This is a genomic window from Vibrio sp. R10-SG3-ISO10, assembly GCF_059834185.1.
On the sequence record NZ_JCBDHG010000012.1, the window covers coordinates 241,290 to 264,336 of the forward strand.

21 protein-coding genes and 1 pseudogene are annotated in these 23,047 nt (G+C 43.7%); 6 read left to right on the top strand and 16 right to left on the bottom strand.

What is annotated here, in order from left to right:
- Positions 1-37 precede the first annotated feature (37 nt).
- Positions 38-1,417 (bottom strand): DNA repair protein RadA, encoded by a 1,380-nt coding sequence (radA, locus tag AC6R16_RS06650; protein ID WP_171323012.1) that lies wholly within the window; start codon positions 1,415-1,417, stop codon positions 38-40.
- Between the two features lie 155 nt (positions 1,418-1,572).
- Here radA and AC6R16_RS06655 point away from each other — a divergent pair, with 155 nt between their 5' ends.
- Positions 1,573-3,918, top strand: coding sequence for a PilZ domain-containing protein (locus tag AC6R16_RS06655; protein WP_500673933.1), 2,346 nt, complete (start codon positions 1,573-1,575; stop codon positions 3,916-3,918).
- A 41-nt stretch (positions 3,919-3,959) separates the two neighbouring features.
- Here the strand turns inward: AC6R16_RS06655 and serB are convergent, their stop codons facing one another.
- Entirely contained in the window at positions 3,960-4,940 is a 981-nt protein-coding gene (gene serB / locus AC6R16_RS06660; protein ID WP_500641545.1) for a phosphoserine phosphatase, read from the bottom strand.
- A gap of 104 nt (positions 4,941-5,044) precedes the next feature.
- Between serB and AC6R16_RS06665 the strand changes: the two genes are divergently transcribed.
- Positions 5,045-5,650 (top strand): YtjB family periplasmic protein, encoded by a 606-nt coding sequence (locus AC6R16_RS06665; RefSeq protein ID WP_500673934.1) that lies wholly within the window; start codon positions 5,045-5,047, stop codon positions 5,648-5,650.
- Positions 5,651-5,899: 249 nt separating this feature from the next.
- On the opposite strand, the gene deoD is transcribed toward AC6R16_RS06665, so the two are convergent.
- The 4 genes from deoD to deoC form a co-directional block, all read right to left on the bottom strand.
- A complete protein-coding gene (deoD, locus tag AC6R16_RS06670) occupies positions 5,900-6,619 on the bottom strand; it encodes a purine-nucleoside phosphorylase (RefSeq protein WP_171323020.1) in 720 nt (239 codons plus the stop codon).
- A gap of 89 nt (positions 6,620-6,708) precedes the next feature.
- The gene (locus AC6R16_RS06675) at positions 6,709-7,929 is read right to left on the bottom strand and encodes a phosphopentomutase (protein WP_004744925.1); all 1,221 of its coding nucleotides are present in this window, start codon (positions 7,927-7,929) and stop codon (positions 6,709-6,711) included.
- A gap of 188 nt (positions 7,930-8,117) precedes the next feature.
- The gene (deoA, locus tag AC6R16_RS06680; RefSeq protein ID WP_500673935.1) at positions 8,118-9,446 is read right to left on the bottom strand and encodes a thymidine phosphorylase; all 1,329 of its coding nucleotides are present in this window, start codon (positions 9,444-9,446) and stop codon (positions 8,118-8,120) included.
- Positions 9,447-9,670: 224 nt separating this feature from the next.
- Entirely contained in the window at positions 9,671-10,447 is a 777-nt protein-coding gene (gene deoC / locus AC6R16_RS06685) for a deoxyribose-phosphate aldolase (RefSeq protein ID WP_004744927.1), read from the bottom strand.
- A gap of 114 nt (positions 10,448-10,561) precedes the next feature.
- On the opposite strand from deoC, the pseudogene AC6R16_RS06690 reads away from it, so the two are divergent.
- A pseudogene (locus AC6R16_RS06690) lies at positions 10,562-10,793 on the top strand (hypothetical protein).
- Here AC6R16_RS06690 and AC6R16_RS06695 read toward each other — a convergent pair.
- The 6 genes from AC6R16_RS06695 to AC6R16_RS06720 all read right to left on the bottom strand — a co-directional run bounded on the left by AC6R16_RS06695 (position 10,713) and on the right by AC6R16_RS06720 (position 16,145).
- Positions 10,713-10,883, bottom strand: a complete 171-nt coding sequence (locus AC6R16_RS06695) for a XapX domain-containing protein (protein WP_004744928.1) — start codon at positions 10,881-10,883, stop codon at positions 10,713-10,715. The pseudogene AC6R16_RS06690 and the gene AC6R16_RS06695 sit on opposite strands and share 81 nt — an antisense overlap.
- 426 nt (positions 10,884-11,309) lie before the next feature.
- The gene (locus tag AC6R16_RS06700) at positions 11,310-12,572 is read right to left on the bottom strand and encodes a NupC/NupG family nucleoside CNT transporter (protein ID WP_500641543.1); all 1,263 of its coding nucleotides are present in this window, start codon (positions 12,570-12,572) and stop codon (positions 11,310-11,312) included.
- 204 nt (positions 12,573-12,776) lie between these two features.
- Positions 12,777-13,550: a TatD family hydrolase gene (locus tag AC6R16_RS06705; RefSeq protein ID WP_500673936.1), complete on the bottom strand. Its 774-nt coding sequence runs from the start codon at positions 13,548-13,550 to the stop codon at positions 12,777-12,779.
- Positions 13,550-13,696 (bottom strand): DUF5363 family protein, encoded by a 147-nt coding sequence (locus tag AC6R16_RS06710; protein ID WP_500641541.1) that lies wholly within the window; start codon positions 13,694-13,696, stop codon positions 13,550-13,552. The genes AC6R16_RS06705 and AC6R16_RS06710 overlap by 1 nt, the downstream gene beginning before the upstream one ends.
- A gap of 16 nt (positions 13,697-13,712) precedes the next feature.
- Positions 13,713-14,486 (bottom strand): peroxide stress protein YaaA, encoded by a 774-nt coding sequence (gene yaaA / locus AC6R16_RS06715; protein ID WP_500673937.1) that lies wholly within the window; start codon positions 14,484-14,486, stop codon positions 13,713-13,715.
- A gap of 228 nt (positions 14,487-14,714) precedes the next feature.
- The gene (locus tag AC6R16_RS06720) at positions 14,715-16,145 is read right to left on the bottom strand and encodes an alanine/glycine:cation symporter family protein (RefSeq protein WP_500641539.1); all 1,431 of its coding nucleotides are present in this window, start codon (positions 16,143-16,145) and stop codon (positions 14,715-14,717) included.
- Positions 16,146-16,852: 707 nt separating this feature from the next.
- On the opposite strand from AC6R16_RS06720, the gene AC6R16_RS06725 reads away from it, so the two are divergent.
- Complete coding sequence (locus AC6R16_RS06725) at positions 16,853-17,035, top strand: DUF3545 family protein (RefSeq protein ID WP_004744935.1); 183 nt, start codon at positions 16,853-16,855, stop codon at positions 17,033-17,035.
- Positions 17,036-17,070: 35 nt separating this feature from the next.
- Here AC6R16_RS06725 and AC6R16_RS06730 read toward each other — a convergent pair whose 3' ends face one another.
- The 3 genes from AC6R16_RS06730 to nfo all read right to left on the bottom strand — a co-directional run bounded on the left by AC6R16_RS06730 (position 17,071) and on the right by nfo (position 19,547).
- Complete coding sequence (locus AC6R16_RS06730; protein ID WP_500673938.1) at positions 17,071-17,622, bottom strand: hemerythrin domain-containing protein; 552 nt, start codon at positions 17,620-17,622, stop codon at positions 17,071-17,073.
- 100 nt (positions 17,623-17,722) lie between these two features.
- Positions 17,723-18,409, bottom strand: coding sequence for a uracil-DNA glycosylase (gene ung, locus AC6R16_RS06735; RefSeq protein WP_500673939.1), 687 nt, complete (start codon positions 18,407-18,409; stop codon positions 17,723-17,725).
- A gap of 244 nt (positions 18,410-18,653) precedes the next feature.
- A complete protein-coding gene (gene nfo, locus AC6R16_RS06740) occupies positions 18,654-19,547 on the bottom strand; it encodes a deoxyribonuclease IV (RefSeq protein ID WP_500673940.1) in 894 nt (297 codons plus the stop codon).
- A 323-nt stretch (positions 19,548-19,870) separates the two neighbouring features.
- On the opposite strand from nfo, the gene grcA reads away from it, so the two are divergent.
- Together grcA and AC6R16_RS06750 are read left to right on the top strand one after the other, a co-directional pair.
- Positions 19,871-20,248, top strand: a complete 378-nt coding sequence (gene grcA / locus AC6R16_RS06745) for an autonomous glycyl radical cofactor GrcA (protein WP_049842864.1) — start codon at positions 19,871-19,873, stop codon at positions 20,246-20,248.
- 591 nt (positions 20,249-20,839) lie between these two features.
- Positions 20,840-21,841 carry a TetR family transcriptional regulator gene (locus AC6R16_RS06750; protein ID WP_500673941.1) on the top strand — a complete coding sequence of 334 codons (1,002 nt, stop codon included), beginning with the start codon at positions 20,840-20,842 and terminating at the stop codon, positions 21,839-21,841.
- Positions 21,842-21,905: 64 nt separating this feature from the next.
- On the opposite strand, the gene AC6R16_RS06755 is transcribed toward AC6R16_RS06750, so the two are convergent.
- Entirely contained in the window at positions 21,906-22,973 is a 1,068-nt protein-coding gene (locus AC6R16_RS06755) for a 3-deoxy-7-phosphoheptulonate synthase (RefSeq protein WP_500673942.1), read from the bottom strand.
- Positions 22,974-23,047: the final 74 nt, after the last annotated feature.

The following is a 23,047-nucleotide window of genomic DNA, read 5'->3' on the forward strand; positions in this document are numbered from 1 at the left end:
TCTCGAAGCAAAGCGTTCTCGCGAGCGCAGCTCGATCTTATAGCTCATCAAACGCTTCAATCGCTTCAGAGAGCTTTTTCACGCCATGGATCTGCATGCCTGGGATGCCGCCTTTTGGCATGTTAGCGGCAGGAACAATTGCCTTTTTAAAACCATGTTTGAAGGCTTCGTTTAAGCGCTCTTGTCCACTTGGAACAGGGCGAATCTCTCCCGCTAGGCCGACCTCCCCAAACACAACCACATCCTTAGGCAGCGGTCTATCTCTAAAGCTTGATAGCAACGCCATCACTAACGCTAAGTCAGCACTGGTTTCTGTTACTTTTACCCCACCGACGACATTAACAAATACGTCTTGATCGGCCATTTGCAGACCGCCATGTTTGTGTAGCACAGCAAGCAGTAACGACAATCGGTTTTGCTCTAGGCCAACTGCGACTCGGCGCGGGTTAGCCAATTGCGAATAATCGACTAAGGCTTGGATTTCTACCAGTAGTGGACGCGTGCCTTCCCATACCACCATAACCGAGCTGCCGGAGGTTTCTTCCTCGCCACGTGATAAAAAAATTGCTGAAGGGTTGCTGACCTCTTTGAGTCCTTGGCCCGTCATGGCGAATACACCCAGCTCATTCACTGCGCCAAAACGGTTTTTATGACTGCGAAGAGTTCGAAAACGGCTGTCTGTGCCACCATCGAGTAACACCGAACAGTCAATGATGTGTTCAAGTACTTTGGGGCCAGCCAAGGTGCCATCTTTAGTTACATGGCCAACGATAAACACTGACACATTGTTTTGTTTAGCATAACGAGTCAGTGCCGTTGCCGCTTCTCGTACTTGAGCCACACTACCCGGCGAGGATTGAACGTCCGAGACATGCATAACCTGAATCGAGTCAATCACCATAATTTTAGGCTGTTCTTTTTCAGCAATTTGACAGATGCGATCAACATTGGTTTCTGACAACATTTTTAAGTTGTCTTTGGGTAACCCAAGTCGAGAGGCGCGCATCGCGACCTGTTGAAGAGATTCCTCACCGGTAACATAAAGAGTCGGCATTTGCGATGCCAAGTAGCACATGGTTTGTAACAAGAGCGTTGATTTACCAGCACCAGGGTTACCACCAATTAGAATCGCAGCCCCCGGGACCACCCCTCCGCCAAGCACTCGGTCGAGTTCTTTGAATCCACTCGTAAAACGCGGAACCTCTTGCAGATCGATCTCAGATAACGTTTGAACTTTCGCTTCTGTACTCGCCCCGGCATAGCCTGCAAGACGCTCGTTACGTGCTACCGTTGGAGATGCAGCTAAACGAACTTCACTGATAGTATTCCACGCTCCACACGCATTGCACTGCCCTTGCCAACGGGGAAAATCTGCTCCGCAGTCATTACAAACGTATGCTCTCTTCGCTTTTGCCATGTAACCTCAGGCCTCTTAAAAATATTGTATTTGTGACGCAAACATCGTCTACGCTTGCGTATCTCACCATCTCTACTTGATTCGCAGTAACATATCACTAAAGATCTTTATATCAAGGTCGATATTTTGAGTAAGGGATACTCTAACAAAAAAATATGCAGCAGCCAGAAATACTCTCTCTTGCGGAACGTTTGATTCCTGCTTACAACTCGGAAGATTTCGAATTTCTTCTTGGTCAAATGACTGAGGGAGACCCACCGTCTGTCAAAATCTTAGTTAAGATGGAACTTAACCGAGTCATGGCGCCATGCACTAAGCCTATCGACCTTCGCGGACGAGTGAAGGGAGAATGTAGAGAATACGAGCTCGATGGCCTTAAACATTGGCTCGATGACGTTGCATTTAATGCCTACCACAAGAACACGCGCAAATTCGGTAGCTATACCGAAGGGGTGTGGGAAGCGCTTTGTAATACTCACAACAATTTTAGAGTGATGCAAAAGCGTGGCAAACCACTCGGAACAGAAATCACTACCGATCTCAATGGTATTGATGTTGAAGCCGTCGTGATGGGTTATGACCTAAAAAGGAAAGAGAATCGTCTTAAAGTCTCTTCCCAGATCGAGATTGAATTACTGAGCGGACAGATTGTCCATGCGGTGACTGTCGATCTCTCACCTTCCGGCGCTAAGTTTAAAGTGCCCTCGGCATTCAATTACAAACTTGGTGAGGTGATTGATGTTCGTCTGGTTGAGCTAAGCAAAACCATTGAAGTGGAAGGGATAGACTCCGTCATTCCTTATCGCATCGTTGGTATCGATGAATCTTACGAGAACGACGCCGTTAAGTACCTTCGTCTACTGAAGTTGGATACCACGAATATAATTGACGAGGTGATTGAGCAACTGCTTAAAAGTGAAGGACAGAAGACTCGCCACGATAACCAAGACAAAATTATTCGCGCTCGTTCACGAGGCTTTGAGCATACCTACCTGAAACACACCTGTAACCTACCTGTATTCTTTAGTGGCAACGAGTTAAAGCTTGCTCTTATGACAGAAAACAACCAAAAGATTTGGCAGTATTGGCATGATGAGCGCAATCAACAAAGTTTAACTAACTTATTCAACAACCAACGAATGTCGTTGCTCACGACGGAAGGCATGAGAGGCAGTAGTAATGTGATCTACTCTTTCACTCATGACCATCAAGACAAAACCTTGTTCTTTTCCATGATGATGCCAGAAGCAACCCGTGAACTACGTCAGCTGTTTTGGCACATTGGTGCAAAAAAAGAGAGTTGGAAAGTATTCCGATTATCGGTGTTTGAACTGTCAGCTGAAGAGAGACTAGAACTTTCAGAGCATACCAACGAACTCGGGCTTGAAACCTCTTCACTGACTCATTGTGGCATCTTGCAAGAAATCGCGGATGACACCAGCCGCCAAGACTATCTACTGGCAGAAAAACCTCGTTTAGCGAGCAGCGAGCTCAACCAATTCAGGCATGCTAGAAATCCTGAGCACAACCCTGTGTGCATTTATTTCGACGCCCAGTCTCGTCGTAAAGAGCCACGATACCAATTTAAATCACCGATAACGCTCTCTGAGCCAGACACAACGACGTATGAAGGCATCAGCGTAGATATTTCTAAACATGGCGTTAGCGTCGCTCTGACGGCGCCATGTAAATTGAAAGCGGGCGAAACTTGCTCGGTCAATTTCAAAGAGCTTCAGCTCTATGATAAGAAATTACCTCTTGGCGAAGTGCCTTACCGCGTAATTAGAGTTAGCCCCGGAGGTAAGCAGTTACAACTGGCTATCATTGAAGATAGTCAGATTATGCGCACTATCGCTTTCTTTGGCACTCTGATCGATCATAACCAAGATAAATTGATCGCCAAAAAAGAGCTGCTACCAAGCAATGAGCTACTCGAAGGTCTGCATGATATCTTGCTCGATAAAATGGTCAGCTCGCCACTGTTTATCGAGAAGAAAGGCAAAAGCCTCAGACCTAAAGCGATTGGTATTAACTATCCGCTAAAACCTTACTTAACCATTTTGGCAAAACTGGGCGATGAGAAAAACTTCTCTCTCGGCCCCATTTATAAAGGCCGAACTAATACTTTACTCGCTCAACCAATGAAGAGAATTGAAGGGGCCCAACCTCAGTATCACGAGCTTTACCTCACTGCAGTCAAGTTCGGAACACGTATCCAATCGGTTGAATCAAAATTAAGCAGCGACTTCGATAGCCTGAAAGAGCGTATGAACTTCGTCAAAAATGCTCAAGCTATGGGAGAGTTTTATGCGATTAGAATCTGTGGAGCGCCAGTCTTTGACCCTATTACTGCCTTGGTGCGCAAAGATCTCGATGAGCTAACGCATATCAGTCTGCATCATGCACGCAGCCTCGAAAAAGACATCCATAACATCGTTGGTTATGGAGAGCTCACCGACATTACCGAAGAAGTGTTAATTCGCCTTGGATTAACCCAATAAAAAAAGCGAGGCCTAGTTTGCCTCGCTTTGAGTGTTTATGCTTATGGTTGAGGATTAAAGCTGACCCGCTTTTGCTTCACCAGCAGTGCCGATAGAATACACACTATTCCACCTAAGCCTGCGTATCGAATGGCACTCTTAGCTTGCTGTTCAACTTTCGGTTTCGCATGATAAGCAATGCCTAAACCCGCCGCTTCCATCATCACCAAATCATTGGCGCCATCACCGACAGCAATCGTGTTGTGAGACTCAATATCGTACTTTTCTGCAAGTTCGATAAGAATATCAGCTTTAGTTTGGGCTGAAACGACATCACCAAGTACCTTACCTGTCAGTTTGCCTTTAACAATTTCCAACTGGTTAGACTGAGCATGGTCAAGCGCTAACAACTGTTTGAGGTGGTCTGAAAAATAGGTGAAACCGCCCGAGGCAATCGCCGTTTTCCAGCCATAATGTTTTAGCGTACCTATCAACTCAGGTAAATCAGGCATAAGTGGTAACTCGGCGCGTACTTCACTCAATATTGACTCATCGGCGCCTGCAAGCTTGCCCACACGTTGGCGTAAGCTCTGCTCAAAATCGAGCTCTCCTTGCATCGCACGTTCAGTAACTTCCGCCACTTCTTCACCCACACCCGCGAGTTTAGCGATCTCATCAATACACTCTATTTGAATCGCTGTTGAGTCCATATCCAACACGATCAAACCGGGTTTAGATAAGTCAGGCATATCAACCAATGTAGAGTAATCCAACTCTAAGCCTTGTAAGATTTCTTCATGCTCAGCTGTTAATTCGCCAGCCATCAAGGCCACTTCATAGTGCCCTACCTTCCAAACGTCGACCACAGCATTGTAGTAGCCAACGAAAAAGTCGATATCTTCAAACTGGCTTGGGCAGAGGTACTCGCCAAAAACAACCCAACCTGCATTGGCTTTATCAAACTGGGTAGCCAGTCGAGATTCTGGTAGGCGGTTAATGAGCGGGATGTGTTTACGTATAGAGAGAGTCTTTAACGTGTCCATGTCTACTATTCCTAAAAAGTCTCTCAACACGTTAACCTATTGCAATTTGGGTGCGCAAGTCTCAATATGCTCTAAAATATAATTAAGCTCTATTTAGGTGACAAATGGACTCATCTCTGTTTTCTTTTCGTACTGCGATGAAAGTATTCGCGATTATCTCTTTGATTGCTATGGTGGCGACCATTGGAATTAACAGCGTCAAAATTACGAAGGGTAACGAAGAGATTCAGGCCAACCAACTAGAGACACTGACCAATATTCTGATCTCACAGGCATCGCTTTCTGCCAGTGATATGATCATCAATCAAGATCAAGAGCGACTGCTCAAACTTTCCAATCAATTAGCTAAAGATGAGCTTGTAGTCGATGCAACCATCTATGACTCTGAAGGGGTAAAACTGGCAGCCAGTCAGGCAGCAAAATCTGTACGAGAGATGCTAGGTCTAGATACCCCGCTACAGACGGCGCGGATAGGTAAACAACAATTGGTAGAACCTGTTCTACACGATGGGTCAGTAATAGGCTTTGTCCGAGTTACCTTTGAAACCGGTAAACTTACCGCCTTCTCCGATCACTATTACCGAAAGAGTGACCGATACATGTACACCATGGTTGGCCTAAGTTTTATCGCAGGTCTACTGCTCACTCTGATTGTTCGCCGTAAGCCGAACAAGCGTAAAGGTGAGAATTTGTTGCTCAAGGATATGTAGCAGAAGCGAGAAGCGAGAAGCGAGAAGCGAGAAGCGAGAAGCGAGAAGCGAGAAGCGAGAAGCGAGAAGTATTGAAGGGTTGGCACATTGTGTCAACCCTTTGCTTTTATATCCAAACAATTAGATCCTAAGAAAAGTATCACTGTCTGCAATTTTCGACTCACTTACCACGAACACATCTCGGAGGGCAAAGCCCGTTCTAGATTCCCGCGGGCGCAGCCCGGTCTCGCAGCGAAGCGATCCTAAACTCTACTCTGCGTCACCTAGTAGAACAGAGTCTAGAGCGACGATCATCATATCGTTGAACGTTGTTTGGCGCTCATCAGATGTGGTTTGCTCGCCTGTCTTAATATGGTCAGACACAGTACAGATGGTTAGCGCTTTTGCACCGTATTCCGCACAAACGCCGTAGATGCCTGCGGCTTCCATTTCTACACCAACAATGCCGTATTTATCCATCACATCGAACATCTCTGGATCAGGCGTGTAGAACAGCTCCGCTGAGAACAAGTTACCGACTTTCACTTCAATACCGCGTGCTTTTGCTGCATCTTCTGCTGCGCGAACCATTTTGTAGTCAGCAATAGCAGCGAAGTCATGGCCTTTGAAACGGATGCGGTTCACTTTTGAATCCGTACATGCACCCATGCCGATGACTACGTCACGCACTTTAATGTCTTCACTTACCGCACCACAGCTACCGACACGAATGATCTTTTTCACGCCGAAGTCTTTGATTAGCTCTGTTGCGTAAATAGAACATGATGGGATACCCATACCATGACCCATTACCGATACCTTGCGACCTTTGTAAGTGCCCGTGAAGCCGTACATATTGCGTACATCACATACCTGTACAACATCTTCCAAGAAGGTTTCTGCAATGTATTTTGCGCGTAGCGGGTCACCCGGCATGAGTACGACGTCTGCAAATGCACCCATTTCTGCGTTGATATGTGGAGTTGCCATGATTCAATTTCCTTTTATTAATCGGATATTAGTAAGAATGGACAAAATAATAGAGGGCTAGGCCCTCTATCTAATTTAGTCGATTTTGATTACAAGAAGTTTTTACCGTAATCCATTGGTGATGTACCAAAATAGCTAGCCAAAGTTTGGCCGATATCAGCAAAGGATTCACGAAGACCTAACGAGCCTGCTGGCACTTTCTGACCGTAAACAATCACTGGGATGTGCTCACGAGTGTGGTCAGTACCTGGCCAAGTAGGATCACAGCCATGATCAGCAGTTAGAATCAGCACATCGTCCTCTTCCATCATCTCCATCACTTCGTGGATACGGCCATCAAAGTACTCTAGCGCCGCAGCATAGCCCGCAACGTCACGGCGGTGACCATAAGCAGAATCGAAGTCAACAAAGTTGGTGAATACGATCGTGTTGTCACCCGCTTCTTTGATTGCCTCTTTTGTTGCTTCAAATAGAGCAGGAATACCTGTTGCTTTGGTCTTCTTAGTGATACCGCAACCAGCGTAAATATCAGAGATCTTACCGATCGAGTGAACTTCACCACCCTTTTCATCCACTAACTTTTGCAAAATAGTCGCTGAAGGTGGCTCTACCGATAGGTCACGACGGTTACCCGTGCGCTCAAATTGACCTTTACCTGGGCCAACAAACGGACGAGCGATAACGCGACCGATGTTGTAGTCTTCAAGTTCTTCACGCGCGATCTGGCAAAGTTCAAGTAGACGATCAAGACCAAACGTCTCTTCATGACAAGCAATTTGGAATACAGAGTCAGCAGAAGTGTAGAAGATTGGCTGACCAGTCTTCATATGCTCTTCACCCAAGTCATCAAGAACTTGAGTACCCGATGCGTGACAGTTACCTAGGAAACCGTCAAGACCTGCACGCTCAAGAATGCGGTCAGTTAGCTCTTTAGGGAAACTATTCTCTTTGTCGGTGAAGTAGCCCCAATCAAACAGTACAGGTACACCTGCAATCTCCCAGTGACCTGATGGAGTATCTTTACCAGAAGAAAGCTCAGCTGCATGGCCATAAGCACCGATGATTTCCGCGTCAGCATCAAGACCTGGTGCAAAGCTACCTGTCGACTCTTTGTGTGCCATTGCTAGGCCCAGCTTAGATAAATTAGGTAGTTTTAGTGCGCCGCTACGATCAGCGTTATCCGCTAAACCTTTATCACATTGCTCAGCAATATGACCTAGGGTATCTGAACCAACGTCGCCAAAGTCTTTCGCATCAGCTGTCGCACCGATACCAAATGAGTCTAAGACTAAAATAAATGCTCTTTTCATTGCTCTCTTCCTTTAATTGGTCGAGAACAACAGCTCAATCGACCAATCTAATAATAATAGTAATTCAACTCAAAATAGTTGGACTTGCAGCAAAGCAACAAGCAAGCGAATCCCCTGAGCATAGCTCGTCTATGTGACTGGGGTGAGCGAGCGCAGTTAACGCCGCTGCAAGTTCAAATATGAAGAGTTTAAAGATCTTCAGCGCGAATCTGACGATACACCTCTGGCGTTGGTGTGTACTCACCACCAATCGTGATCGCGGCTTTCAGTGCTTGCGCTGCTTCCTGCCACTGCTCTTCATTACGAGCGTGGATAACCGCTAGAGGCTTATCACTTGACGCCTCTTCACCTAAGCGGATAAAGCTGTCAAAACCCACGGCATAGTCAATAACGTCTGTTGCAACACGGCGACCACCGCCCATAGACACAACGGCCATACCAATCGCACGAGTATCCATCGCTGATACAGTACCGTTTTGATCAGCGTATACAGGCTTGATGATGTCCGCTTTTTCTAGGTAGTTATCGTAGTTTTCAACAAAATCAGCAGGGCCACCAAGGCCTGCAACCATCTTGCCGAAACACTCTGCCGCTTTACCGTTGTCAAGCACTTCCATCAACTTGGAACGCGCATCTTCCGTGTTATCAGCAAGCTTTCCTAGAACTAACATCTCGGCACATGACGCCATAGTCACTTCAAGTAGACGAGGGTTACGGTATTCACCGGTTAGGAACTGAACCGCTTCACGTACTTCAACTGCGTTACCCGCTGAAGAAGCCAGTACTTGGTTCATATCGGTTAGGATAGCCGTTGTCTTAGTGCCTGCACCATTTGCTACGGCAACAATAGATTTTGCTAGCTCTTCAGACGCTTCGTAAGTTGGCATAAATGCACCAGAACCGACTTTTACATCCATCACTAGTGATTCAAGACCTGCTGCTAGTTTCTTAGAAAGAATTGAAGCGGTGATCAACGAGATGTTATCAACCGTCGCAGTAATATCACGTGTCGCGTATACGCGTTTATCAGCTGGTGCTAAGTCGCCGGTTTGGCCGATGATAGCTACACCGGCTTCTTTGGTTACATCACCAAACACTTCGTTAGTAGGGGTAATGTTGTAGCCAGGAATTGACTCAAGCTTATCTAGCGTACCGCCAGTATGACCTAAGCCACGACCTGAGATCATAGGAACAAAACCACCACATGCTGCGACCATAGGGCCAAGCATTAGAGATGTTACATCACCGACACCGCCCGTTGAGTGTTTATCAACGATAGGACCGCCAAACTCTTTGTGGCTCCAATCGATAACCATACCAGAGTCACGCATGGCACAAGTGAGTGCAATACGCTCAGGCATCGTCATTTCATTAAAGAAGATAGTCATAGCAAACGCCGCTATCTGACCTTCAGATACAGTGTTTTTCGCTACGCCTTGGATAAAGAAGTTAATTTCTTCCGCGGTAAGCACTTCGCCATCGCGTTTTTTACGAATGATTTCTTGAGGTAAGTACATTAGATCCTCCCATGCTTTAGCAAGCGATGGTTATAAGGTAAAGAGGTAATGTGGAGCAGCGGCTCGCTACTCCACCAAACAGACATTGTTGTTATCATTTCTCTAAATATTTGGCGTTACAGCTAGGCGACAATTAAGTTCATTCCTATGAGCATAGAAGTTCTATGTGATTAGGATTAACTTACGCAGTCAACAACGCTACGGCGTCAAATATGACGAGAAAATTAGTAAGCTGCTGGATCAGCAGTTTCGTCTGTTACTTCTAATGTATTAAGTAGGTTTGTAAGCAGGCTTGACGCACCGAAACGGTAGTGACGAGCATCAACCCAGTTATCGCCTAGGATTTCATCAGCCATTGCTAGGTAGTCCGCTGCATCTTCAGCAGTACGAACACCACCTGCTGGTTTAAAACCAACTGTTTGTGCAACACCCATATCACGAATCACTTCTAGCATCATGCGAGCGTATTCAGGTGTCGCGTTTACTGGCACTTTACCAGTAGAAGTTTTAATGAAGTCTGCGCCAGCTTTGATACAGATTTCAGATGCTTTCTTGATTAGTGCTTCTTCTTTTAGCTCACCCGTTTCGATGATCACTTTTAGAAGAATATCACCACAAGCTTCTTTACATTGCTTAACTAGCTCGAAGCCCACTTCTTCGTTACCTGCCATTAGAGCACGGTAAGGAAATACTACGTCGACTTCATCTGCACCGTAAGCTACTGCCGCTTTAGTTTCAGCAACAGCGATCTCAATGTCGTCGTTACCGTGTGGGAAGTTAGTTACAGTTGCGATGCGAACTTCTGGCGTACCTTGCTCACGAAGTGTCTTCTTAGCAATAGGAATAAAGCGAGGGTAAATACAAATTGCAGCTGTGTTACCTACTGCTGATTTGGCGTCATGACATAGTGAAATAACTTTCGCATCAGTGTCATCATCATTCAGCGTAGTTAGGTCCATTAGTTTAAGTGCACGTAGTGCTGCTGCTTTTAAATCGCTCATTTCTATCTCCGATCAATATTCAAAAAAGTTACTGTTCTAAAAAGCTTTTTAGAACTGCAGTCATTTATGAACGGACTTGGTTCCCTGAAGACTCGGCATATACAGCGAGTTTTAATATGCCAATTGCTATCCTTGTCACCGCACAGTACCAGTTTGGTCTATGGCACAACAATCTGCGATTGCGGTGTCTAACGTATATGGGCAAACGCCCAAGCAACGGTGTCGTTGCTGCCAGCGCCAATCATACTCCTTGTATCAATTATCGCTAGCTAAAAAACTTCTCAATAATCCATTGATAAGTTACGCCACCAAGATAAACACCAACGATGCCCATAACACCTGCTAAAACAGGCGGGGCCGGTATCGGCAACTTGATAGCGGAAAACAGGACTCCAACAACAAAACCGGCTAAGGTTGCGAGGAAAACTTCATTCATGAGTTTTACCCTACTTTCTATAGATACCTACATTATAGATATTTGTCGCAGAACTGTAGTCGCTCATAGAGCGCAAACGGTTTGTATCTCAAAAAAGATTCTGCTTAACGATTGCTCAATCTAATCAACTTCACAAACATTATGAATCTTGTTGTCCGAACTCATTCCAGACCTATCAAACAGAGCTCTACTTTGCGCAGGCTAAGTTTGACTCTTTCTAAGTCATTTGTTCGCTAACAAGGCAATAAGAATATGAGTCCCCATGAGTTTAGTGTTACTAAATGATTGGGGCGAATATTCGCAGTTAACGCAGTTAGCGGGCAAAAGACGACGAAAGAAAAAACGAAAAAGCCCCGTAGTACATAGCAAGCTATGCAACTACGGGGCTTTATAAAACGGCGTCTATATAATCTTTCGCTTAATCAATTAGAAAGATAGGAAGAAGCCAGCGATTGTCGCCGCCATTAGGTTAGACAGTGTACCTGCACAAACCGCTTTCACACCCATACGAGCGATGTCGTGACGACGGTTTGGAGCTAGACCACCTAGACCACCTAGTAGAATCGCAATAGAAGAAAGGTTTGCGAAACCACATAGAGCGAATGCGATGATTGCTTGAGTCTTCTCAGACATTACTTGACCTGTTGCTGCAACAACTTGAGCGCCGTCACCAACGTAAGGTACAAAGTTTAGGTAAGCTACGAATTCGTTAACAACCAGTTTCTGACCGATGAACGAGCCAGCGACTGTTGCTTCAGCCCATGGCACACCGATTAGGAATGCTAGAGGTGAGAATAGGTAACCTAGTAGAATTTCTAGAGTTAGCTCTGGCATACCGAACCAACCGCCAACGCCACCTAGGATACCGTTGATTAGCGCGATTAGACCGATGAATGCTAGTAGCATTGCACCAACGTTTAGAGCTAGTTGTAGACCAACTGAAGCACCGCCAGCTGCTGCGTCAATAACGTTAGCAGGCTTGTCGTCACCGCCGTCAATGTCATCACCTAGATTTTCATCTGGTGTTTCTGTTTCTGGCTTAATGATTTTAGCGAACAGTAGACCACCTGGTGCTGCCATGAATGATGCTGCTACAAGGTACTCTAGAGGTACACCCATAGATGCGTAACCTGCTAGTACACCACCAGCAACAGACGCTAGACCACCACACATTACTGCAAATAGCTCAGATTGAGTCATTTTAGGAACAAACGGACGAACCACTAGAGGTGCTTCTGTTTGACCTACGAAGATGTTAGCTGCTGCAGACATAGACTCGGCACGTGAAGTACCTAGTGCCTTTTGTAGACCACCACCAAGAATCTTGATAACCCACTGCATTACACCAATGTAGTAAAGTACAGAGATAAGTGCAGAGAAGAAGATTAGCGTTGGAAGTACTTGGAACGCGAAGATGAAGCCGATACCGTCAACAGAGAAGTTAACTAGGCTGCCGAATAGGAAACCAGTACCGTCTTTACCGTAGTCGATAACGTTCTGTACACCAGCTGAGAAACCAGCTAGTAGGTCGCGACCCCATGGTACGTATAAAACGAAACCACCGATGAGGAATTGGATAGCAAATGCGCCACCCACAGTTCTTAGATTGATAGCTTTGCGGTTATCAGACAGTAGTAATGCAATTCCTAGCAATACTGCCATACCGACTAGGCTCATAAACAGGCTCATAGTTTATGACTTCCTTATATGTTATTTGTTGGCGTGTTACAAAATGGAGCTCAAAAGCGGAGGCAATTATACTCATCCGGCCAATGATAAAGTAATGCCGCCCTCACAGTTTCTAATAAGATTCACCATTCATTCACTCATTTACGTGAAGCCGATCACCATTCACCCTCTTTGTAATCATTAAAAGAACAATTTATTTAGAAATTATTCACAAATACCGAATGCTGAATTGCTATTTTTCCAAACGTTTTCAGCAATCGTTTGCTCCGACATTCCTTTCAGAGATGCGAGACAGGACAAGGTTTGAGCTAACATCTTAGGCTGATTAAACTTGCCTTGATACCCATTTAGTGGCATGTCCGGAGAATCAGTTTCCAAGACGATATATTCAAGCGGTAACTGAATGATGGCTTGACGTGTCTTATTCGCTCTTGGATAGGTGATCATTCCTCCTACTCCGATGTAAAAACCCAAGTCTGTAAACTGTTTCGCTTGCTGAAAACTGCCGGAAAAAGCGTGTAACACACCTCCATACGAGAAACGATACTGTTTAAGCAATTGTAGTAGGCGATTGTGAGTTTTCCGAGAATGAAGGATAAGTGGTAATTGGTAAGTTTGCGCCAGCTCAAGCTGCTGAATAAAAACACGCTCTTGAATCTGACTATTAACATCAACCATAGCATCAAGCCCGCACTCTCCTATGGCAACACATTTTCCAGAACGCTGACTGAGCAGTGCGTCTAACTGATCACGATGAGTATGGCTATCGGGACTAAGAAAATAAGGGTGTATTCCCAATGCGTAATAAATAGAGGGAAACTGCTTCGCAAGGGACGCGACCCTGTTCCAGTTTGATGGGCCAATAGAGGGAATCAAAAAGCGCTCGACTCCAACTTGATTCGCTGACTTGATATGATTTTCTAAGCCGCTTGCGAATACTTCAAAGTCGAGATGACAGTGGGTATCAAAAAGGCGCATTATCGCTGCGCCTTGTTGTTATTGCTTGTTGATGAAGTAGAGTCGCTACGATAGGGAACACAACTGCGTTTATTGTCTGGTGTTAGCCCCATTGACTGGCACCAAGCATCATACTTCGCTAGCCATTGCTTAAACCATTTGAGCATCATCTACTCCTATCAATTATTGCTCTTCGCGCTTAAAGACTAATTCGGTCGGTGTCGACTCATCTTCAACAAAGTAATATCCCGCAGTATCAAACTTAGTCAGTTCAGCGACGCTTGAAATGCGATTTTCAATAATGTAGCGCGCCATCATGCCGCGGGCTTTCTTGGCATAAAAGCTGATCACCTTATATTGACCATTTTTGCAGTCTTTAAATACAGGCGTAATCACTTGGGCATCGAGATTTTTGGGTTTAACCGCTTTGAAGTACTCATTCGACGCTAGGTTAACCAATACATTATCACCTTGATCAGCAATCGCCTCGTTAAGCTTATCGGTGATCACATTGCCCCAAAAATGATAAAGGTTACTGCCTTTATCGTTAGCAAGCTTAGTGCCCATCTCAAGGCGGTAAGGCTGCATTAAATCGAGTGGCTTAAGTAAACCATACAAACCCGACAGCATGCGTAGATGGCTTTGCGCATAATCAAAGTCTTGCTCAGATAATGACTGCGCATCTAACCCTGTGTAGACGTCGCCCTTAAAAGCTAAGATAGCTTGGCGCGAGTTATCTGAGGTAAATGTCTCGCTCCACTCTTGAAAACGGCCAACGTTCAGATCGGCGATTTTATCGCTAACCTTCATTAAGCTCGCTACATCAGCCGGTGTCAGTTTACGACAAACATCAATAAGCTGCTTAGAGTACTCAATTAAATCGGGTTGAGTATATTTCTCTGTTGCCAGTGGCGATTCATAATCTAAGGTTTTCGCAGGTGAAACGACGATTAGCATGACTTAACTCTATCTGTTTAATTATGTTGTTAGATATAGGTTACAAAAAAAGCCATGCAATGTCTGCATGGCTTTTTGAATCGTTTTAATAGGCAAAAGTTATAACCTAAATAATTGGAGCTGTTGCTAGGCGGCAAATCAATTCAGCCCTATGAGCATAGTGTTCCCATGTGATTAGAGGGAATTTATACGGCCAACGACGCTACAGCTTCAAGTATGACGGTTATATTAATCTTTTTTGCTCTGATCCCAGATACCATCCTCAAGCTGAGACTTCAGCTCTGGGAAGTCGTTTGAATCAAACGTCGGCACTTTACCTTCGTCTAGCTGACGGTTGTAGTCTTTCGCTAGCTTAATAACGATGCCTGATAGCAGAATAATCGCCACCAAGTTAACTATCGCCATTAGACCCATGGAAACATCTGCCAGAGCCCATACAACTGGTAGAGAAGCCACGGCACCAAACATCACCATACCCAAAACGATGATACGGAAAATACCAAGCCCCGCTTTGTGGTTGTGCTCTAAGAAGATTAGGTTGGTTTCTGCATAAGAGTAGTTGGCAATGATTGAGGTAAAGGCAAAGAAGAAAATCGCCACAGCAACAAAGATGCCACCCCACTCACCGACTTGAGAACTCAAAGCCGTTTGCGTTAACTCGATACCTGTTACTTCACCGTGTGGTACATATTCACCCGACATTAGGATGATAGCCACGGTTGCCGAACAGATAACGATAGTATCCATAAAGACACCTAACATCTGCACGTAACCTTGTGATGCTGGGTGTGGAGGATATGGCGTCGCAGAAGCCGCTGCGTTCGGAGCTGAACCCATACCCGCTTCGTTTGAGAACAGACCGCGCTTAATACCGTTGATCATCGCCTGTGCGATTGCGTAGCCAAGACCACCAGCGGCCGCTTCTTGCAAGCCAAATGCACTCTTGAAGATCAGTGTAAGAACGGCAGGAAGTTTCTCTAAGTTAGTCAACATGACGAACATCGCCAGCAGTAAGTAAGCCAGTGCCATAAGCGGAACAATCAGCTCAGCCACTTTAGCAATACGCTTGATGCCACCAAAAATAACAATCGATGAAAGTAATACTACAGCGATACCTACGTAGGTATCTTCCCAACCGAAGGCATTGTTCATCGCATTAGCGATTGAGTTTGCTTGTACTGCATTGAAAACTAGGCCAAAAGCGATAATCAGGAATACAGAGAACAGTACCCCCATCCAACGCATACCTAAACCTTTCTCCATGTAGTACGCTGGACCACCGCGGTAGTTGCCATCATCATCTTTGGTTTTGTACAGCTGCGCTAAAGTACTTTCGGCGAATGATGTTGCCATACCTAACATAGCAATTAGCCACATCCAAAAAATAGCGCCAGGGCCACCCGCAGTTAAAGCGACAGCAACACCAGCCATGTTACCTGTACCAACACGTGCAGCTAAACTTGTACAAAGTGCTTGGAAAGAAGAGATACCTGCTTTATCTGCTTTACGGCTGTTTTTTAGAACAGAGAACATATGGCCAAAGTGGCGGAACTGAATAAAGCCCAAACGGACTGTAAAGTAAATTCCCACACCGACCAGAAGGTAAACAAGAATAGAACCCCATAAAAGGTCATTCATTAAATTGATTAAGTCTGTCATAACATCCTCATAGTGAGTTTTCGCTGACCTCTGCGTCCAAGCCATCCATCTAACTGCTCGACTAAGTGTCAAGATTGCTTAGCATTGATTTTGTTGTTTTATGCAGTTTAGACCTGTAAAACTCGCTTCGTGCTTCCATTTTACGTGTCAGCGTATTTTTTGACGGGCGGATAATGCAGTGAAGATGTGGAAAAATCAATATGAAAATAACTGCGTACAATTGTTATTTTTCACCATATCATCACCACCAATTAACACGCAACAACACAAAAAACCAACAAACCACAAACAAACAACAAAAGAAATCACAACATCACACATATTAAGAAACATAATTTCATATGTGTCGTTAATCCATCGAATCCCCTTGCTAGATAAGGCGTCAAACCTCAATTACAAAATAAGAGCCCGTAAAATGAGCTAACTTGATGACCAAAGATGCTCGCCTGATTGAATATCCACAATAGTGATAGTGATGTGCACACTGAATTAACATTCTCAAATGTTCAATTTAATCGTTTTCGTCAGTTTAAGTGTTCAAAAAAGCGCCAATCCGATAGCGAAAATTTGTGACTTGCTCGCACAATATGCGTAAAAACTTCATTGAAACGTAACAAATGAGAAACGAATCAAAGTTACTGTTGTTTTGAATATGGTATTAAAAACCTACCCCATTTAGAGGGATAAAAATCATAAAGAGGTAGCTTATGGAAGGCTTAAACTTTGAAGAACTATTGGAACAGGACTTTCCCAAAGGACGCACGGCTCGTTCAAAACCCGTGAAGCGCAAATGGCGCGAAATTGAGGCGATAAAAGACCGTCAGCGTCTTCAAAAAGAGCTGATGGACATGGATATCGGCTTTGATGATCTAGATAAACTCGAATACTAAAAAAAGAGGCGATTGTTCGCCTCTTTTTGTTTTCGCTAGATACATTCATGCTCAGTTTGGTGGATTCGTTCCGCTAGCTGAGCATATTGCTCTGCGATTGTTTCACCGAACACTGGGTCGTCTTCACAAACGCTCCATTGCTCTTCTACTGCCTGCCAATCTTTGACCGTGAACTTCTCTATTAAATAAGGAAAGACACGTTGTTCCTCGGTCTCAAGGTGGCGCTTCTGTGCTTCTAAAAACTGCTCAAGTTGTTCAATAAACATATCTTGTGGAACAACCGCATCTTGCAACACCATATCAACCACGTTTAAGAAGCCATGAGTCTTTTCCGATAGAGTCTGGTGCTCAAGTTCTAGATTATCAATCTCATGGTGGTGGCCATAGTGCTCAAGATAATAGTGGTAAAGGATGTCCTCTTTAGGATGGTGCACTTTTTCAGAATGATTGGCGAGATAGTCGACCAGCTCTCTTAGCACACCATAATTCACCTGACGCTCACTCTTGAGCATCGTAAGTTTATGGCGCAACACGGCTAATAAACGCACCATATAACCGTGCTCACGCCTAATCCTTTCAATCATCATAGCGTTTCTCCTTAACACCTACTTTTACTAAGTGTATAAGAGATGCTACTGATGTGCTTTGAGCTTGTTCGAAATTTAGGCAAACGTCATAGAATCCGAGTTACTCTTCTATTTGTAACGGCAATCGCCACTCGATCATTTGTTTACCTTGCTGTTGCAATATTTGGTTGGTCTGCGAAAAGTGACGGCAACCAAAAAAGCCCCGATGAGCAGAGAGTGGCGAAGGGTGAGGTCCAGACAGCACAAAATGTTTGTCGCGATCGATAAAGCGCCCTTTTTTCTGAGCATGCGCTCCCCAAAGCAAAAACACCACGCCCGATTGGTGCTGATTGAGCGCTTCTATGACTTTATCCGTAAAGGTCTCCCAACCTGTTTTAGAATGTGAGTGCGCTTTGCCCTGCTCAACCGTCAAAACAGTATTCAGTAGCAACACCCCTTGCTCAGCCCAACTTTGCAAGTAGCCGTGCTGCGGAATTTGAAAGCCTTCTATATCTTGGGCAAGTTCTTTGTACATATTGACTAAAGACGGCGGCGTCTTGACCCCTGGTAGCACAGAGAAGCAAAGCCCATGCGCTTGGTTTGGTCCGTGGTAAGGATCTTGGCCGATGATCACGACCTTTACATCTTCAAACTCAGTGGTACGAAAAGCGTTAAAAACATCTTTCGCTGGCGGGTAAACGACCTTACCAGCCGCTCTTTCTTGCTCAACAAATGCCAGAGTTTGCTGAAAGTATTCTTGCTGTTTTTCCGCTCCAATAACATCTTGCCAAGTCAAAGACGCACCCATGCTCTGTTCCTCTTACTAAATATCTGCCTCGATTTTGGCAGAATATGTAAAAGGAACAAGGTATTTAGAGCTAAATTAACTAGTTTCTCTGCGGGGTACGATAATGACCTTGACCGGTAATGTGGCGATTCGGTGCAGGTAAGCGCGCTGGGCGTATACTAATGTGTCGGTATGAATATGGCATAGTGGCATCCTCATAATATTGTTTCATTGAAAACTATGAAAAATTGATGCCATCTTTTACTTAGTTAGCGATTTCTGCTTGCGCTTGTGCATGAAAAGCACGTAACTGATCGATCTCATCAGGCCAGATTTCAGGCTCAATCGTTTCTAAAATCAATGGGATAGAATCGAAGCGAGGATCCTTTGCGATGTATTCAAAACAATCCCAGCCAATCTCTCCTTTACCCAGTGCGTGATGCCTATCGACCTTTCCGCCTAAAGCAATCTTTGAATCGTTAATGTGCATTGCCCTTAAATAATGCATACCAACAATACGGTCGAACTCAGCAAACGTTGCCTCACAAGCATCAAAACAACTCAGATCATAGCCTGCGGCAAAGGTATGGCAAGTATCAATGCAAACACCAACCCGAGACTTATCCTCTACCTGCTCGATAATCTCGGCCAGATGTTCAAATCGCCAACCAAGATTCGTTCCTTGTCCTGCGGTGTTCTCAATCACAGCAATAACATTAGGCACCGCTTGATGGGCAAGATTGATTGACTCCGCTATTCGCGCTAAACACTCTTTCTCAGATATCTTCTTTAAATGACTCCCAGGATGAAAATTGAGCAGTGTTAACCCCAACTGATTGCACCTTTCCATCTCATCTATAAAAGCCGCGCGAGATTTAGCTAGTTTCTCTTCTTCTGGAGCGCCAAGGTTTATTAAATAGGAATCGTGAGGAAGTATCTGCTCACTACTGAAGCCTAACATTTGGCAATTTGCCCGAAACGCTCGGATGGTTTTCTCTTCTAACGGTTTTGCCACCCATTGGCGTTGATTCTTAGTAAATAGTGCAAAGGCATTCGCGCCAATTTCTCTCGCTCTTAGCGGCGCTTGATCAACACCACCACCAGCAGAAACATGGGCTCCAATATACTTATTACCAAACTGATTTTTACGCATTGTCATTTAATCACTTTATACTTTCAGACTATGAACCTATTTACAGTCACTTAGGTGACTCAGTTCAATTTTCAAACTCATTTTGTAGTAAATTTACAACAAAACTAGTTATTAAATATTTTTTATATTATCAAATATATTGTAAATATATTGTTTTCAAAGGTTTTATTGATTTAGGACAATAAAATAACCTTTAGAAAAATGATGCTTTTGGTTGTTTTTTGACTTAAATCAATATTATCATAAGGGATATTCGCTATATAATACGTAGCTCAATAAAATTCGAAAATTAACACCAATAAACCACTAAAGTGGACTAGGAGATAGTGATGATCCAAGGTATTCAAATTACAAAAGCAGCTAACGACGATCTACTGAACTCAATCTGGCTTTTAGACAGCGAAAAGAACGAAGCGCGTTGTGTAGCAGCGAACTCTGGCTTCGAAGCAGATCAAGTTGTTGCAATCAACGAACTAGGCGAATACGAAAGCCGTGAAGTTGCTATCGAAACAGCACCACGCATCGAAGGCGGTCAGCACCTAAACGTAAACGTACTTAAGCGTGAAACTCTAGAAGACGCAGTGGCTAATCCAGAAAAATACCCTCAGCTAACTATCCGCGTTTCTGGCTACGCGGTACGTTTCAACTCTCTAACTCAAGAGCAGCAACGCGATGTAATCGCACGTACTTTTACCGAAAGCCTGTAATCTATCCAAGAGTTAAATATAAAGGCGCTGTACATCAAGCGCCTTTTTGCTATCTATTGAACTAAGAAAATCTACAGAACTTGTTTTTCTCAACTCCCCACTCATAAAAGTCGCTACACAGTTAAAACTCAAACGGAGCCTCACCCAGTTTTCTCCTAAGTAAGAAGCCAGTTTAGGGAGCGTAATGTCTTGATTCGTGATCTCAATAACTTCGCACTCATGAGTATGCCAGAGTGTGTTCATCGACTTCAGGACTGTATAGCGGTTCATTTGAAGCTAGCCTGATTGATACAGATAGCCGAAATCTTATGATAAAATCTTGTTACGAAAAACAATATTGCCCGCTAGAAGCACGAATTGTTCGCCTAAAAAACTGAGCAACCGACAAAGTTAACGATCAAAAATGGAAGTTTAGTAACGGAAAGTTTGTGCTAACAGAAACTCCACCCACAATACACATAAGCAAGCCTAAGCAATATGCATGTTGAAATTTTTCGGTATTCAATGAGGCTGATAGTTGGCACTTATAGTTAAGTGACGACATTTGCGCTGTGACGTGAGATGCAGAAACAATTTTAATTGAGGTATTGAATGATTTCATTTGCAAATAAGCAATTTCCACCTGCAACCATTATCATGGCTCTTCGATGGCACGTGTATAATGAATTGAGCTATCGAGAAATAGAAGAATTGCTAAATCGACGCGGTATCAATGTAGATCACGCCACAGTACAACGCTGGATTTCGGAATTCTGTCCTAAATTTGAAGGTAGTTTTTTTGAGGCTTCCCCACTTAAAACTTCTCCTTGGCGAATGGAACACAAAGAAATAAAGGTTAAGGGAAAAAACGTATTCCTTTATGAAGCCATTGATAAAAATGGTGTTTTAATTGATTTTCTAATAACAAATCGTATTGATGAGTCGATGACGAGACAGTTCTTTCAAGATAGCATGCATCTCGCCGATAAAGAGCCTCCTATTGCTCCGAAAGAAGTCAATCGCAGAGAAAGAAAGAAGCAAATGGTAAGGAATTCTCTTTTGGAAGCTTCCTACCAACTTTTTGTAAGTAAAGGCTTTGATGAAACTCGAATTGAAGACATTACAGACATTGTAGATATTTCGAGTCGAACATTTTTTAGGTATTTCTCTTGTAAGGAAGATCTCGTACTTGACTACTACGAAGTAGAGCAAAAAGAGATTTTAGTTGCTTTGGCTTCAAGACCTATGAGTGAATCAATCTATACTGCAATTCGCAAAGCTGCAGTAGAAGTGACCAAAGGTTGTGAAGAGGGTAGCTATGGTATTGATCCAAAGCGATTCACGACAATTAGAAGTCTGATACGTAAGCACCCTATGGTATGTGCGAGAAAACTTTCTCGTTCAGATAGCTATAACCAAGCACTTAGCGATCTCATTGCCGCTAGAATGGAAGTGTCGATGCTCAAGGATATTAGACCCAGGGTTCTAGCTGCGAGTATCGAGTTTGCATACAGCACTTCCTATGATCTATGGAAATCCGAGAGTCAAAATAATAAATCTTATTACGAAGTGCTCAATGATGTTTTTTTATTTTTGGAAAACAACGAATCATGAATGCGTAATTATCAAGTATTGATTAAGGAGAAACAAACTCTCCTTAATCGATTTAAATTATTGACTAAGCAACTGAAAGTAGATTATAGCGTTTATTTTTTATCGCATTAGCTAAAACGTCGATTATCTGCAACGTATCATCCAAACATAAACAATCATCTGTCACTGACTGCCCTTTTATCAGCTCATTTGAATTTATACACTGGTTGCCAGAAACCAAAAAGCTCTCAATCATCACACCTGAAACATTATCCTCTCCGTTGGAAATTTGCCAAGCAACATTATTGGCAACTATAGTTTGATTCTTTGCAACTTTCCCACTATTACCATGACTGCAATCAATAATAACCCTAGAGTTCAAGTTGTTATCCTTTAATTTTTTAGTCACATTTTTCACGTGCTTCTCTGTATAGTTTGGCTCTTTGCCACCTCGAAGAATTATATGTCCAAACTTGTTTCCTGATGTCGTTATTGCAATGGGACTCCCCTTTCCACAAGAGGTATATAATACGTGAGGCTCTAAAGATGAAACAATTGCATCTATAGCAATATCAATATTTCCATCGGTACCATTTTTAAATCCTATTGGACAAGGAAGCCCTGAGGCCATCTGCCTGTGAGGTTGTGATTCTGTAGTTCTAGCGCCAATAGCCCCCCAACAAATCAAATCAGAAATATACGGAAATAAGCCACTATCAAGAAATTCCGTGGCGGTCGGAAGCCCAAGGTTTAGAACTTTCTCTAAGAAACTTCTCGCTTCATATATACCCTTGCGAACATTAATCCCATCGGTTAAATCAGGCTCAATAAGCAACCCTTTCCAACCAACTCTGGTTCTAGGCTTCTCAAAATATGTCCGCATTACTATTAGCAAGTCTTCACTATACTTATCTGATATTGACGCTAGTTTCTTTGCATACTCAAAGGCATCAGATGTATTATGAATAGAACAAGGACCTACAATAACCAATAACCTTTCGTCTTCACCGGATATTATACTTTCTATTTCCTGTCTCTTTTTTGAAATAAATTCCTGTATTTTTTCTGAGATGGGTAGTTCATCTATTACCTCTTCCAAAATAGGTAAATTTTGATAGTTTTCATAATTAATCCGTTCAGCCAAACCACGCATTAAATAACTCCTCCTTTATTTTAGAAATAATTAATTTCACAAATCAGTTCCCTGGAATATGAGAGGCCAAATAA